This window comes from Pyxidicoccus sp. M15 (genome assembly GCF_056858435.1).
In genome coordinates, this window is record NZ_CM166495.1 from 3087080 (window position 1) to 3101940 (window position 14861).

General features: G+C 72.8%; 6 protein-coding genes. 4 read left to right on the forward strand and 2 right to left on the reverse strand.

Annotated features, from left to right (window positions below; genetic code table 11):
* Positions 1–250: 250 nt before the first annotated feature.
* From ACX9TP_RS12520 to ACX9TP_RS12530, 3 genes are read left to right on the forward strand one after another with little or no spacing between them, the layout of a single operon-like run.
* The gene (locus tag ACX9TP_RS12520) at positions 251–6499 is read left to right on the forward strand and encodes an SDR family oxidoreductase (RefSeq protein ID WP_482979947.1); all 6249 of its coding nucleotides are present in this window, start codon (positions 251–253) and stop codon (positions 6497–6499) included.
* Complete coding sequence (locus tag ACX9TP_RS12525; protein WP_482979948.1) at positions 6496–7314, forward strand: alpha/beta hydrolase; 819 nt, start codon at positions 6496–6498, stop codon at positions 7312–7314. The genes ACX9TP_RS12520 and ACX9TP_RS12525 overlap by 4 nt, the downstream gene beginning before the upstream one ends.
* Positions 7311–11990, forward strand: coding sequence for a MupA/Atu3671 family FMN-dependent luciferase-like monooxygenase (locus ACX9TP_RS12530; RefSeq protein ID WP_482979949.1), 4680 nt, complete (start codon positions 7311–7313; stop codon positions 11988–11990). The genes ACX9TP_RS12525 and ACX9TP_RS12530 overlap by 4 nt, the downstream gene beginning before the upstream one ends.
* A 156-nt stretch (positions 11991–12146) precedes the next feature.
* Here ACX9TP_RS12530 and ACX9TP_RS12535 read toward each other — a convergent pair whose 3' ends face one another.
* Together ACX9TP_RS12535 and ACX9TP_RS12540 are read right to left on the reverse strand one after the other, a co-directional pair.
* Positions 12147–12644 (reverse strand): hypothetical protein, encoded by a 498-nt coding sequence (locus ACX9TP_RS12535; RefSeq protein WP_482979950.1) that lies wholly within the window; start codon positions 12642–12644, stop codon positions 12147–12149.
* On the reverse strand, positions 12645–13241 hold the full coding sequence (locus ACX9TP_RS12540) for a hypothetical protein (protein ID WP_482979951.1): 597 nt from the start codon (positions 13239–13241) through the stop codon (positions 12645–12647).
* Positions 13242–13510: 269 nt separating this feature from the next.
* On the opposite strand from ACX9TP_RS12540, the gene ACX9TP_RS12545 reads away from it, so the two are divergent.
* Positions 13511–14773 (forward strand): saccharopine dehydrogenase family protein, encoded by a 1263-nt coding sequence (locus tag ACX9TP_RS12545; protein WP_482979952.1) that lies wholly within the window; start codon positions 13511–13513, stop codon positions 14771–14773.
* The last annotated feature ends 88 nt before the right edge of the window (positions 14774–14861 follow it).

Consider the following 14861-nt stretch of genomic DNA (forward strand, 5'->3'; position numbering starts at 1 on the left):
CCGTCCGGCCTGCCAGGCTTCGGGCCGAGCGTGCGTCGGGCGGGTTTTCAGCGCCTCCGCTTCGTGCCCCCGGGCGCCCAGGGCCTGCGTGCCCTGTATCGGCCCGAGTCACTTCGAATGTCTGGGTCCGCAACCATGTTACCATTCTCGCGGGAGGTGCCAGGTCACCTCCAAGGGGAGACGCCTGAACCGGAGGTCCGGGGCAGGCCGTCACCTGGGGGGCAGGCAACGCCGAGTGACGAGTGAGCGCATGACGGACGACGTTGATGTTTCAGACTCACCCGATATCGCTGTTGTCGGAATGTCCGCCCGGCTTCCAGGGGCGCGGGACGTCGACACCTTCTGGCGACGCGTGCGCGACGGGGTGCCATCTGTCACCTGGTTCACGGATGCCCAGCTGCTGGCCGCGGGGGTGGAGCCGTCGCTGCTGAAGGACCCGAATTACGTGAAGGCCGGCATGGTCTTCGAGGGGCTGGAGGACTTCGACGCGGGCTTCTTCGGCTTCAGCCCGCGCGAGGCGTCCATCATGGACCCGCAGCACCGGCACTTCCTGGAGGTGTGCTGGGAGGCGCTGGAGCACTGCGGGCACCCGCCCGAGTCCTTCAAGGGCCCCATCGGTGTGTTCGGCGGCTCCGGCATGAACGCGTACATGCCGTACAACCTCTTCACCAACCCGCAGTTGATGGAGCAGGTGGGCCTGTTCCTGGTGCGGCACACGGGCAACGACAAGGACTTCCTCACCACCCGCGTCTCGTACTGCCTGGATTTGCGCGGCCCCAGCGTCAACGTGCAGACGGCGTGCTCCACGTCGCTGGTGGCCATCCACTCGGCGGTGCAGAGCCTGCTGGCGCGCGAGTGCGACCTGGCGCTCGCGGGCGGCGTCACGCTGGAGTTGCCGCACCACCGGGGCTACCTGTACCAGGAGGGGGAAATCCTCTCGCCGGACGGGCACTGCCGCGCGTTCGACCACCGCTCGCAGGGGACGCTCTTCGGCAGCGGCGTGGGCGTGGTGGCGCTGCGCCGGCTGGAGGACGCGCTGGCGGATGGGGACACCATCTACGCGGTGGTGAAGGGCAGCGCGGTGAACAACGACGGCGCGCGCAAGGTGGGCTACCTCGCGCCGTCCGTGGATGGGCAGGCGGACGCCGTCGTGGAGGCGCTCAACGTCTCCGGCGTCAGCGCGGACAGCATCGACTACATCGAATGCCACGGCACCGGCACGCCGGTGGGCGACCCGATTGAAATCACCGCGCTCACCCAGGCCTTCCGCACGCAGACGCAGAAGAGCGGGTACTGCCGCATCGGCTCGGTGAAGACCAACATCGGCCACCTGGACACCGCGGCCGGCGTGGCGAGCTTCATCAAGGTCGTCCAGATGCTGCGGCACCGGCAGCTCGCGCCCAGCCTCCACTTCGAGAAGCCCAACCCGCAAATCGACTTCGCGCGCACGCCGTTCGCGGTGAATGCCACGCTGCGGGAGTGGACGGCGAAGGGAGGCCGTCCGCGCCGCGCCGCGGTGAACTCGCTGGGCGTGGGGGGCACCAACGCGCACGTCATCCTGGAGGAGGCTCCGGCGCAGGCGCTGACGTCCGCGGCGCGGCCCTTCGAGACGCTCTGGCTGTCCGCCCGCACGCCCGCCGCGCTCGAGCGCGCCTGCCGCCGGCTCGCGCAGCGGCTGGGGGAGCAGAACGCACCGAACCTGGGGGACACGTCCTTCACGCTGCTGGCCGGCCGCCGCCGCTTCGCGCACCGGCGCGCGGTGGTGGCGTCCTCGCGCGAGGAGGCCGTCCGCCTGCTGGAGCAGCCCGAGCCGGCCCGCACGGCGCAGGCCCACACCGAGGCCGCGGGGCGCTCGGTGGTATTCCTCTTCCCCGGCGGCGGCGCGCAGTACCCCGGCATGGCGAAGGGGCTCCACGAGCAGGAGCCCGTGTTCCGCCGCGCGCTGGACGAGTGCCTCGCGCTGCTGGAGCAACACGAGTCGCTGAAGCTGCGCCCCCTGCTGTTCCCCGAGGCCGGCAGGGAGGCCGAGGCGCGCGAGCAGCTGGAGCAGGCGACGTACGCGCTGCCCGCGCTCTTGTCCGTGGAGCTGGCGCTCGCGGCGCTGTGGAAGTCGCGCGGCCTGACACCCTCGGCGTGCCTGGGCCACAGCATGGGCGAGTACGCCTGCGCGCAGCTCGCCGGGGTGCTCTCGGTGAAGGACGCGCTCGGCATCGTGGCGTGCCGGGGGCGGCTCTTCGACCAGCTCCCCGCGGGCGCCATGCTCAGCGTGGAGCTGCCCGAGGCGGAGCTGAAGCCGCTGCTCGGGCCCGGGCTGGACCTGGGCGCGCACAACGCGCCGGGCCTGTGCCTCGTCTCCGGGGAGGTGGCGGCCATCGACGCGCTGGAGGCGCGGCTGAAGGCGCGCGAGGTGGAGGCCCGGCGCCTGCACATCCGTGTCGCCGCGCACTCGCGCATGCTGGAGCCCATCCTCGCGCCCTTCCGCGAGTACCTCTCCAAGGTGCGCTTCTCCGCGCCGACGGTTCCGTGGGTCTCCAACGTCACCGGGACGTGGATTGCGCCCGAGGAGGCCACGTCGCCCGAATACTGGGTGCGCCACCTGCGCCAGCCGGTGCGCTTCGCGGAAGGGGCCGGCGTGCTCCTGGCGGACAAGGCGCGCGTGTACCTGGAGGTCGGCCCCGGCCAGACGCTGCTGTCGCTGCTGCGGGCGCAGGGGGAGAAGCCCCAGGCGGAGGGGCTGGTGCCGTCGCTGCGGCATCCGAATGACTCCGTTCCGGACCTGGCCTTCTTCCAGCTCGCGCTCGGACGCCTGTGGGCGGCGGGAGTGGACCTGGACGCGGCGGCGCTGTTCGCGGGACAGAAGCGGCGCCGCGTGGGCCTGCCCACCTATGCGTTCGAGCGCGAGCGCCACTGGGTGGAGCCGGGCGCGGGCTCCTTCATGGCCCGGCGCGAGGGTGAGCGCCCGCTGGTGCGCGAGGAGGACGTGTCGCGGTGGGGCTACGCGCCGCGCTTCCGCGAGCAGCCGGGCCCGAAGCCGGAGGCCCCGGCCGAGCAGGAGCGCTGGCTGCTGCTGGCGGACGAGGAGCCCCTCGCGGAGGAGCTGTCCCGCGAGCTGGGCGCCCGGGGTGCGCGCGTCCAGCGCGTGCTCCCGGGTGAGGCCTTCGCTCGGAGGCCGGATGGTGCCTTCACGCTGCGGCCCGACGTGCGCGAGGACTGGGAGGCACTCTGGGATGCGCTGGGCTCCGAGGGCCGTGTCCCTCCGAGGCTGGTGGACCTGCCGGGCGTGGACGTGGGCGCAGGAGGCACGACGGACGCGAGCGCGGGCGGGTGGACGCGCGCGGTGTCCCGTCACCTCTTCGCGCCGCTCGCGCTGATGCAGTCCCTCACCGCGGAGTCGCTGCCCGCGGGGCTGCGCTACGTCCGGGTGATGCGCGGCGGCATGGCGGTGGACGGGCCCGCGCGCGCGCCGGAGCAGGCGCTCGCCTTCGGTCCCGTCCTCGTGGCGCCGAAGGAGCTGCCCGAGCTGTCCGCGCGCGCGGTGGACGTCGAGCCCGCCGCCGCCCCGGCGACGCAGGCCCGTGAGCTGGCCGACGAGCTGCTGCGTCCGGACGTGGACGTGCCCGTGGCGCTGCGCGGCGGCCGCCGGCTGGTGCAGGTGCTGGAGCGGGTCGCCCTGCAGGAAGCGCCGACGCCCCTTCGTGAGCAGGGGGTCTACCTCATCACCGGTGGACTGGGCGGCATCGGGCGGACGCTGGCGGAGCTGTTCGCGCGCAAGGCGAAGGCCCGGCTGGCGCTCGTGTCCCGCTCCGCGGCCAGCGCCTCCCATGCGGACGTGAAGCGCGCGCTGGAAGCGCTGGGCGCCGAGGTGCTGCTGCTCAAGGCGGACATCTCGGACGCGGGCCAGCTCCAGGCCGCGCTCGCGGAGGTGAAGGCGCGCTTCGGGGCGCTGCACGGCGTGGTGCACGCGGCGGGCGGGCTGGAGGATGGGCCGCTGGAGTCGAAGACGCGGGACTCGGCGCTGCGGGTGCTGGCGCCCAAGGCGCTCGGCGCGCTCGCGCTGGAGGAGGCGCTGCGGGGCTCGCGGCTCGACTTCTTCGTCAGCTTCTCCTCGACGAGCGCGCACCTCGGTCCTCCGGGGCAGGTGGACTACGTCGCGGCCAACGCCTTCCTGCTCGCCCAGGCGAGCCGGCTGGAGGCGTCCGGCACCGCGAAGCGCGCGCTCTCGCTGGGGTGGGGTGTCTGGCAGGAGGTGGGCATGGCGGCGGCCCAGGTGGCGCCGCGGCTTCCTCCTGGCGAGTCGGTGCCCCACCCGTTGTTGCAGCGGCGCGTGGACGCGCCCGCGGGCCAGCACGTCTTCCGCGCCATCTACGACGCGAAGGCGCTCTGGGTGCTGGACGAGCACCGCATGCGCGGCGGCGGGCCGGTGCTTCCGGGCACGGGCTACGTGGAGCTGGCGCGCGCGGCCTGGGAGACGGTGCGTCCGGGCACGCCGCTGGACGTGGACCACCTCGCCTTCGTCGCGCCGCTCGACGTGCCCGACGGCGAGGTGCGCGAGGTGGAGGTGGCGCTGGCTCCCGAGGGCGACGGCTTCACCTTCCGCGTGTCGAGCCGCGCGGCCGGCAACGCGTGGGTGGAGCACGCCACCGCGCGCCTGGGCCCGGCGCCGGGCGAACCTCCCGCGCCGCTGGACGTGGGGGCGGTGCGCTCGCGCTGCGCGGCGCGGCCGCTCTCGTTTGGCGAGGGCGAGCAGGCGCTGCCCCAGGACGCGCTCATCGCCTTCGGGCCGCGCTGGAAGGTGCTGCGCAGCGCGGGCTTCGGCGCGTCCGAGGCGCTGGCGCGATTGGAGCTGCCGCGCGCGCTCCTCGGAGACCTGGCGACGTACAGGCTGCCGCCCGGGCTGCTGGACATCGCCTCCGGCTTCGCATTCTCGCTGCTGCCGGATGCGGGCCAGCCCGGCAAGCTGCACGTGCCCGTCTCCTACCGGCACCTGCGCGTGTGGGGGCCGTGGCCCGAGGTGGCGCTGAGCCACGTGCGCGTGCGCCAGGAGGAGGGGCGCGGGGCGCTGCTCGACGTCACGCTCTGTGACTCGGACGGCCGCGTCTTCTGCGCCATCGAGGGCTATCTCGTCGCCGCCGTCGAGGCGAAGCGCTTCGGCCGCTCGCCGCGCAAGCAGGACTCGCTGCTGGAGACGTGGCTGCCGCTGGGCATCAAGCCCGGGGAAGGGCAGGAGGCCTTCCTGCGCGCGCTGTCCCTCTCCGGCACCCAGGCGTTGTTCGTCAGCTCCATGGACCTGCACGGCCTGGCCACGCGCCTGCGCCCGAAGCAGGAGGCGGAGAAGCCCGCGGCCTCCGCCGCGCCCCAGCCGGGCGCGGCCCCGGCCCCCGCGGCGGCGGACGCTCCTCGCGACGACGTGGAGCGCAAGCTGGCGGAGCTGTGGCAGCAGCTGCTCGGCGTGCCGAGCGTGGGGCTCAAGGACAACTTCTTCGACCTCGGCGGGCACTCGCTCATCGCGGTGCGCCTGTTCGCGCGCATCAAGAAGACGCTGGGCGCGGACCTGACGCTGGCCACCCTCTTCGAGGCGCCCACGCTGGAGCAGTGCGCGGCGCTGGTGCGCGAGGCCGCGGGGATTCCCTTCACGCCGGACACCGCTCCGGGCAGCGCGGCTCCCGCGGCCCCGACGTCCGCGGCGAAGGGTTGGACGCCGCTCGTCGCCATCCAGAAGGGCGGCTCCGGCCTTCCCTTCTTCTGCGTGCACGGCGCGGGCGGCAACGTCCTCAACTTCCGCGACCTCGCCGGGGCGCTCGGTCGGGAGCAGCCGTTCTACGGCCTCCAGGCGCGCGGCGTGGACGGCAAGCTGCCGCCCGCGGACAGCATCGAGGAGATGGCGAGCATCTACCTGGAGGGCATCCGCCAGGTGCGCCCGCACGGGCCCTACCTCCTCGGCGGCTACTCCGGCGGCGGCGTGGTCGCCTACGAGATGGCGCAGCGGCTGCGCGAGATGGGCGAGGAGGTGTCCCTGCTCGCGTTCCTGGACACCTTCCATCCCGGCACCCAGGAGCGGCGGCTGACCTTCGATGAGCGGCTGAATGCGCTGCGCGAGGAAGGCCCGACGACCTACCTCAAGAACCGGCTGCGCAAGAAGGTGGAGCGCGACGGCAACCGGCTCATCAGCACGCTGAAGCTGCGCTGGTACGCGCAGCGCGGAGAGGCGCTGCCCATCGAGCTGAGAGACCTCCAGCTCACCGAGCGCTTCCAGCTCCTGTCGAGCCGCTACGTCCCGCGTCCCTACAGCGGGCCGGTGACGCTGTTCCGCGCGCAGCAGGTGAACCCCATCTACTCGCACATGGGCTCGACGCTGGGCTGGGAGCCGCTGGTGCCGGAGCTGCGCATCCGCGTGGTGCCGGGAGACCACGACAGCCTGGTGCGCGAGCCGAACGTCCACATCCTGGGACGTCTGTTGAGCGCGGCGCTGGACGAGGCCCAGCAGGCGGGCCGGAAGTGAAGCGCCGCGAGCTGACGGTGGTGGCGCTGGCGGCCGCCCTGGGGGCAGCCATGTTGAAGCTCGGCTGGGTAGACAGGAAGGCGGACGCGCCCGGGCCCTTCCCCTATGACGGAGCGCCCCTGGCCTCCGGCGCGGAGGCGCGGCTCACCACCAGCGGGTGGAAGCTGAGCGACGTCGAGGGGCCGCCCCGGCAGCGAGCGCTGACGCGGGCTCCCGCGCCTGGCGAGACGCGCTGGGTGGTGTTCTTCGGCGGCAACGGCCCGGGCTACCTCGAGGAGGCGCGCTCCGTGCTGGAGGCGCTGGACGCCGGACGCGGGCTCGGGCTGGCCGCGGTGGCGCCGCCGGGCTTCGATGGCTCTCCCGGACGCCCGTCACCCAAGTCCCTCCGTGCCGGGGCCGAGGCGGCGGTGCGCTGGCTCGTCGCCACGCACCGGCCGGGCCCCGGCGCCATCCACCTCGTGGGTTTCTCCATGGGGAGCAACGCGGCGCTCGCGGCGGCGCACGCGCTGGCGAAGGATGGGGTGCCGGCGCGCGGCGTTGTCCTCCTCGCGCCCTTCACGTTGATGGACGTGACGGACAAGGGGCTGCGCGGCCGGCTGCGGACGCCGGACCGCTATGACAACCTGTCGCTCGCCACCGCGGGCCTGCCGCCAGTCCGGGTGCTGCACGGACTGGAGGACGCGGCCCTGCCTCCCTCCCACGGCGAGGAGCTCGCTCGCAGGCTGGGAGCTTCCTTTCACGCGTTTCCCGGGGTGGGGCACGCGGAGCTGCTGAAGCACTCCGTCGCCCTGGCCGAGGTCTCCAAATCCCTATGACCACGACTGTCGAGTCGCCCTCCTGCTTCATCATCGGCGAGGGCACCCTCGTCGTTCCCTGTGCCGAGGCGCTCCAGGCGCGGGGCGTCCGGATTCTCGGGCTCGTCACCCGCGAGCCCGCGCTCCAGAAGTGGGCGGAGGCGCAGGGCCTCCAGCACGTGCCCCCGGGGGACGGGGTGCTGCCCTTCCTCTCCGCCACGCCCTTCGACTGGCTCTTCAGCATCGTCAACCTGAGCCTGGTGAAGGACGAGGTGCTGCGGCTGCCCCGCCGCATGGCCATCAACTTCCACGACGGGCCGTTGCCGCGCTACGCGGGCCTCAACGTCACCTCGTGGGCGCTGCTGCACCGCGAGCCCCAGCACGGCGTCACGTGGCACGAGATGACCTCGGGCGCGGACAGGGGGCGCATCCTCAAGCAGCGCCTCTTCGACGTCGCCCCCAACGAGACGGCCTTCAGCCTCAACGCGCGCTGCTACACGCTGGGCATGGAGACGTTCGCGGAGCTGGCCGCGGAGCTCGTCGACGACCGCGTGGAGCTCTTCGACCAGGACTTCTCCCAGCGCAGCTACTTCGGCCTCGCGCAGCGCCCGGAAGCGGCGGCCCTCCTGGACCCGCACGGCGACGTGGAGGACGCGCGCGCGCTGGTGGCGGCGCTCGACTACGGCGGCTATCCCAACCCGCTCGCCTTCGCGAAGCTGTGGCTGGGCAGCGCGACGGTGGCCCTCTCCGAGGCGCGCGCGGTGGAGGAGGGCTCCGACGCGAGCCCAGGCACCATCGTCGCGATTGAAGGCGACGCGCTGACGCTGGCGTTCGGCGGCGGGGACCTCACACTGAAGGGGCCGAAGGGGCTGTGCGGCGCGCCGCTGTCGTGGGCGGAGCTGCTGGGCTCCCGCAACCTCGCGGTGGGCGACGCGCTGCCCCCGGTCTCGGAGGCGCTGCGCGCCCGCCTGTCCGAGGTGGGCGCGCTGGCCGGCAGGGCGGAGGCGTTCTTCCTCGGACGGCTGGAGACGCTCGCGCCTCCGGACCTGCCCTTCCTGGGTGGAAGCTCGAAGGAGGAGGGCACGCACTCGCTGACGCTGGCCGCCAGCGACGTCGCCGCCGGCCAGGCCATGGACCTGCCGCCCGAGGAGCGGCTGCTCTTCACCGTCGCGGCCTTCCTGTCGCGCCTGTCACCGGAGCCACGCTTCGACGTGGGCTTCAGCGACGCCAGCACGCGCGCCCGCGTGCGCGACGTGGAGGGCTTCTTCGCCTCACAGCTCCCCCTCCGGCTCGAGCTGCCCATGAAGGACGCGCCGGCCACCGCCGTCGCGGCCTTCCGCAAGGCGCTGACGCAGCTTCGCGAGAAGGGCGTCATGTCGCGGGATTTGCTCGGCCGCTCGCCGCAGCTGTCCGGCCTGCCGCGCCACCTGGGCGAGGTGGCGTACCCCGTCGCCCTGTGCCTCCGCGAGCCGGGGGAATTGAGCCATGCCGTCCCCGGCGCGGCGCTGACCGTCTCGGTGGACGCGAATGGGGAGCGGGCACACCTCCTCTTCGACGCCGCCCGGGTGGACGCGAGCCGCGTCTCCGAGCTGTCGCGCCAGCTCTCCGCGTTCCTCGCCTCGCTCCGGGAGTCTCCGGCCCGGCCCCTGGAGGAGCACGACCTGCTGGGCGCGGAGGAGCGCGCGCTGCTCGCGAAGTGGAATGACACCCGGCGCGAGCTGCCCGAGGACGCCACCCTCCACGGCCTCTTCCAGGCGCAGGCACGGCGCACGCCGGAGGCCACGGCCCTCGTCTGCCGTGGCGCCACGCTGACCTATCGCGAGCTGGATGAGCGCAGCGACGTGCTCGCGCGGCACCTGCGCGCCGAGGGCGTGGGCCGGGACGTGCGCGTCGGCATCTTCATGGAGCGCTCGCTGGAGATGATGGTGGGCGTGCTGGCCACGCACAAGGCGGGCGGCTGCTACGTCCCGCTGGACCCGGCCTATCCGGCGGAGCGGCTCGCCTTCATGGTGGAGGACTCGGGCTGCCACCTGGTGCTGACGCAGGAGCGGCTGCTCGCGCGGGTGCCCCGGTCCGCGCGGCAGGTGCTCGCGGTGGACGCCGCGTGGGAGCGCATCGCCGCCTCCGGGGACGTCCAGACGCCCCCGGCCGGGTCCGACAGCCTCGCCTACGTCATCTACACCTCCGGCAGCACGGGCCGGCCCAAGGGGGTGATGATTGAACACCGCAACTTCGTGAACTTCGGCCTCGGCATGGACGAGCGCCTGGGCACGGAGCGCGGCACGTGGCTCGCCGTCACCAGCCTCAACTTCGACATCTCCGTGCTGGAGCTGCTCTGGACGCTCACCCGGGGCTTCACGGTGGTCATCCACGCCGAGCGGCACGGGGGCGCGCAGGAGGGGAAACATGCCTCGCGCGCCATGGACTTCAGCCTCTTCTACTTCTCCAGCGACGAGGGCGAGCGGCCCGAGGGGCGCTACGACCTGCTGCTGGAGAGCGCGCGCTTCGCGGATGCGAATGGCTTCCGCGCGGTGTGGACGCCGGAGCGGCACTTCCACGCCTTCGGAGGCCTGTTCCCCAACCCGGCCGTGACGTCGGCGGCGCTGGCGGCGGTGACGCGCAACGTGCAGCTGCGCGCGGGCAGCCTCGTGTCGCCGCTGCACCCCACGCTGCGCATCGCCGAGGACTGGGCGGTGGTGGACAACATCTCCCACGGCCGCGTGGGCATCTCGTTCGCGGCGGGCTGGCAGCCCAATGACTTCGCGCTGCGGCCGGAGAGCTTCGCGGACCGCAAGCGCATCATGTTCCAGCAGATTGAAGACGTGCGCAGGCTGTGGCGCGGCGAGACGCTGGAGGCGAAGAGCGGCACGGGCGGAGCGGTGAAGCTGCGCACGTTGCCGCGCCCCGTGCAGAAGGAGCTGCCCACCTGGGTCACCACCGCGGGCAACCCGGAGACGTTCGAGGAGGCCGCGCGCGCGGGCTGCCACGTGCTGACGCACCTGCTCGGCCAGACTCCGGAGGAGGTGGCGCAGAAGATTGCCCTCTACCGCGAGACGTGGCGCAAGGCCGGCCACCCGGGCCAGGGCACCGTGACGCTGATGCTGCACACCTTCGTAGGCGAGTCCGAAGCCGCGGTGAAGGAAGTGGTGCGCGGCCCGATGAAGGGCTACCTCAAGTCCTCGGTGAGCCTCATCAAGGAGGCGGCCTGGAGCTTCCCGGCGTTCAAGGCGCAGACCACGCTGTCCAACGGCAACTTCGGCACGGACAACCTCTCCCCCGAGGAGATGGACGCGCTGCTCGACTTCTCCTTCGAGCGCTACTTCCAGACGTCGGGCCTCTTCGGCAGCGTGGACACCTGCGTCGCCTTCGTCGACAGGCTGAAGGGCATGGACGTGGACGAGGTGGCCTGCCTCGTGGACTTCGGCGTGCCGACGGAGCTGGTGATGAAGCACCTGCCGCTGCTGGCCCAGGTGCTCCAGCGCGCCAACGCCAGCGTGGGCGTGCAGCCGGTGGAGGGCGAGGAGGCGGCTGCTTCCGTGCCCGAGCTGCTGGAGCGCCACCCGGTGACGCACCTGCAGTGCACGCCTTCGCAGGCGGGCATGCTGCTGGCGGAGGAGCGTGGCCGCGCGGGGCTGAAGCGGCTGAAGAAGATGATGGTGGGCGGAGAGGCCTTCCCCGTCCCGCTCGCGCGGCAGCTCTCGGAGGCCGTGTCCGGCGACGTGCTCAACATGTACGGGCCCACGGAGACGACCATCTGGTCCTCGACGTACGCGGTGAAGCCCGGGGGGGACGGGGTGCCCATCGGCACGCCCATCGCCAACACGCAGCTCTACGTGCTGGACGTGCGGCAGCGCCCGCTGCCCATCGGCGCGGTGGGGGAGCTGTACATCGGCGGCGCGGGCGTGGTGCGCGGCTACCACCAGCGGCCGGAGCTGGACCGTGAGCGCTTCGTGCCGGACCCGTTCTCCTCGCGGCCGGGCGCGCGGATGTACCGCACGGGGGACGCGGCGCGCTGGCGGCAGGACGGGGTGGTGGAGTTCATCGGCCGCCTGGACCACCAGGTGAAGGTGCGCGGCTTCCGCATCGAGCTGGGCGAAATCGAGGCCCGGCTCGGCGAGCACCCGGCGGTGCGAGAGACGGTGGTGGTGGTGCGCGAGGACACGCCGGGCGACAAGCGGCTCGTGGCCTACCTCATCGCGAAGCCGGGCGAGCCGACGGCCGCGGACGCGCTGCGCGACTTCCTGCGCGCGCGGCTGCCGGACTACATGGTGCCGCAGGCCTTCGTCACGCTGAGCGCCTTCCCGCAGACGCCGAACAAGAAGGTGGACCGCAAGGCCCTGCCTCCTCCGGAGCAGGCGCAGGCGCGCGGCGTCTTCACCCGGCCGGAGAGCGAGACGGAGACGATGCTCGCCGACATCTGGCAGGAGGTGCTCAAGCTGGACAAGGTGGGCGTGGAGGACAAGTTCGCCGACCTGGGAGGGCACTCGCTGCTGATGGTGCAGGTGCTGGAGAAGCTCAAGTCGCGGGTGGAGCGGCCGCTGACGCTGGTGGACCTGTTCCGCTACCCCACGATTCGCGCGCTCTCCACCTTCCTCTCCGGCGACAGCGGGGAGGGCGAGGCGCTCAAGGAAGTGGCCGCACGCGGTGAGGCCCGGGCGGCGGCTCGCCGTACCATGCAGCAGCGACGCCGGAGGTAGCGCTCACCGGGAGCCACGCCCGGCGCCCGTTGCATCCGGGCGCCCGGCGCGGGCAAGCAAGGTGGAGGGATGGACCGACACCTCGCCCGGACCCACCCGCGCCTGTATGCCGCCCAGGGGCACAGCGCCCTGCTGAGCTCGCGACGCTCGCGTGAGCTACGGCTCGCCGGCCCTTCGCCACCCCACGGCGAGGGCGACGAGCAGTCCCGGCAGGGTGAGCAGGTCGGTGACGTCCACCACGTGGGCGACGGGCGAGACGCCGGGGAGGGGACGGGCCTGCAGGAGCGCGCCGGCCAGGCGCACGGGCCACTGGAGGTAGCCCAGCGCCCACCGCCAGCCGTCCCCCGCGAGCACGGAGACCTTCGTCGCGGAGAAGCACAGCCCTGTCAGCAGGACACACGCCCCCAGCACCGCGCGGGACGGGCGGAAGCCCTGGCCCCTTCGCGCATGGGCCTGCTCCCAGAGTGCCTGGAGCAGCAGGGGGAACATCGCCAGGCCGGCGAGGTCCGACAGCTTTCCCGTCCACCACGATGGCCAGCGCGCCTTCAGCACGTGGTCATTGAGGATGAGCAGCGCCACCGCGCCGAGCACGAGCGGATGCAGCAGCGCGCTGCCGGGGAACGGCGCGAGGGGACGTGGCTCGGCGGTGGGCACTCAGCGCTCCACGATTCGTATCGTGAAGCCCTCTGGCAGGTCCTCCGTGTCTTCGGCGAACGCGCTTGCCATGAGCTTCCAGTCGACCTCGACGCTCCCCGTCCCGACGTCGCCCGTCATCTCGACGTCCACGACCACGTCCCACTCGCACTTCTCATCGAGGTTGCATACCGGGAAACCGAGCGAGTCCGAGTGGACGTTCATCGCGAGGTCTGGCGTCTCGAGGACGACGTGATAGCCCGGGGCGGCGAAGATCTTGTCAGCCAGGGCCACCCGCGCACGGACCGTGGGGCCCTTCGTGGCGGAGGGGTCGGTCGGCTTCCAGGTCGCGTTCAGGTCCGCAGCCATGCTCGCATTGACGAGGTTGGACGCATCCTTCGCGGAGACCTGGACGAGGAAGCGGCGTTGGCTCCTGGGCGTCTCCGCCGTGAGGACGATGGCGGGGCCGGTGTGCTCCGTGGAGATTTCGGGAGAGGTCGGCCCGGACGTGGCCACCGTGCCGATGCAGGCCACGGCCAGGACGAGGGTGGCCGTCAGACGGCGCAACCGGGACGGGGGCGCGGGCACCCGGGAAGACGCATGAAGGGATGGGGACATGACTCGCGAGGGTCTTCGTCCGGACGTCCATGGCCCCGTCCGGAGTGCGGCCACGGCCTGAGCAACCCGTGTGCCACCGATGCCCAGAGGAAGGCGTACGGGGACCCGCGTGGAACCGCGACACCGCTGTCAGGCCGCGACGCGCAAGAAGGTGACGTCGGGCCGGAAGCGGTCCTCCGCGCACGGCATCTGGCCGTGCGTTTCCCCGCGGGCATGGGACCCACACCGAGGTTGCGAGGAGGGGGACGCAAGGCCAGAGTGCCGGCCCCATGAGCAAGTCCTCCGCCGAATTCGACGTCATCGTGTGGGGCGCCACCGGCTTCACCGGACGCCTCGTCGCCGAGTACCTCGCCAAGACGCAGGACTCCCACCGCGCGCGGTGGGCCCTGGCGGGACGCGACCTCAAGCGGCTGGAGGAGGTGCGCCGGGGCCTGGCCTCGCTGGTGCCCTCGTGCTCGGAGTTGCCGCTGCTGGTGGCGGACGCGAAGGACGCGGCGTCGCTGGATGCGCTGGTGACGCGCACGCGCGTGATGTGCACCACCGTGGGGCCGTACGCGAAATACGGCAATGAGCTGGTGGCGGCCTGCACCCGCGCGGGCACGGACTACTGCGACCTGACGGGCGAGGTGCAGTGGATGCGGCGGATGATTGACGAGCACCACGAGCAGGCCCGGGCGAGCGGCGCGCGCATCGTCCACACGTGCGGCTTCGACTCGATTCCGTCGGACCTGGGCACGCTGATGATGCAGGAGCACATGCGCGAGAAGCACGGCGGGCACCTGGGCTCGGTGCGCCTCTACATGGGGCCGATGCGCGGGGGCGCCAGTGGCGGCACGGTGGCCAGCGTGATGCAGGCGATGGAGGAGGTGGCGGTGGACCGCTCGGTGCGGCGCGTGCTCGTCAACCCCCACGCGTTGGATCCGGACCCGCGCCAGCCCCGCAACCCGGCCGAGCGAGACGTGGCGGCGGTTCGCTACAGCGAGGAGGCGGGGCAGTGGACGGGGCCCTTCGTCATGGCCTCGGTGAACACGCGCGTGGTTCGGCGCAGCCATGCGCTGCTCGGCTATCCGTGGGGGCGCGACTTCCTCTACACCGAGGTGGCTGGCTACGGCGCCGGTGTGAAGGGCCTGACGCGGGCCACGAGCATGACGGCGGGCCTGGGCGGCTTCTTCGTCGCGCTCCAGGTCAAGCCGCTGCGCAAGCTGCTGGAGTCGAAGGTGCTGCCCGCGCCGGGGCAGGGGCCCTCCGTGGAGGCGCGCGAGCGGGGCTTCTTCGTGGCGCAGCTGCTGGGCGAGGGGAAGTCGCCGCGCACCGGGCGCGAGGTGAAGCTGAAGGGCAAGGTGGCGGCGAAGGGAGACCCGGGCTACGCGGCCACCGCGCGCATGCTCTCCGAGTCCGCGCTCAGCCTCGCCTTCGATGCGAACCCGACGCAGGGTGGCGTGCTCACCCCGGCCTCGTGCATGGGCATGCGGCTGGTGGAGCGGCTGCGCAAGGCGGGCATGACGTTCGAGGTGCAGGAGCTGGCCGCGTGAGAGGGCCGGGCCGCGTGCTCCCGGTCCGGCGAGGCCGGTAGCTCGCTCGCCGGGCCCGCCCCGGTAGCCCCGGCTTACGGGGGGCCCT

Coding starts and splice junctions, on each gene's coding strand:
- ACX9TP_RS12520 (WP_482979947.1), top strand. CDS start 251: ATGACGGACGACGTTGATGTTTCAGACTCACCCGATATCGCTGTTGTC.
- ACX9TP_RS12530 (WP_482979949.1), top strand. CDS start 7,311: ATGACCACGACTGTCGAGTCGCCCTCCTGCTTCATCATCGGCGAGGGC.
- ACX9TP_RS12540 (WP_482979951.1), bottom strand. CDS start 13,241: ATGTCCCCATCCCTTCATGCGTCTTCCCGGGTGCCCGCGCCCCCGTCC.
- ACX9TP_RS12545 (WP_482979952.1), top strand. CDS start 13,511: ATGAGCAAGTCCTCCGCCGAATTCGACGTCATCGTGTGGGGCGCCACC.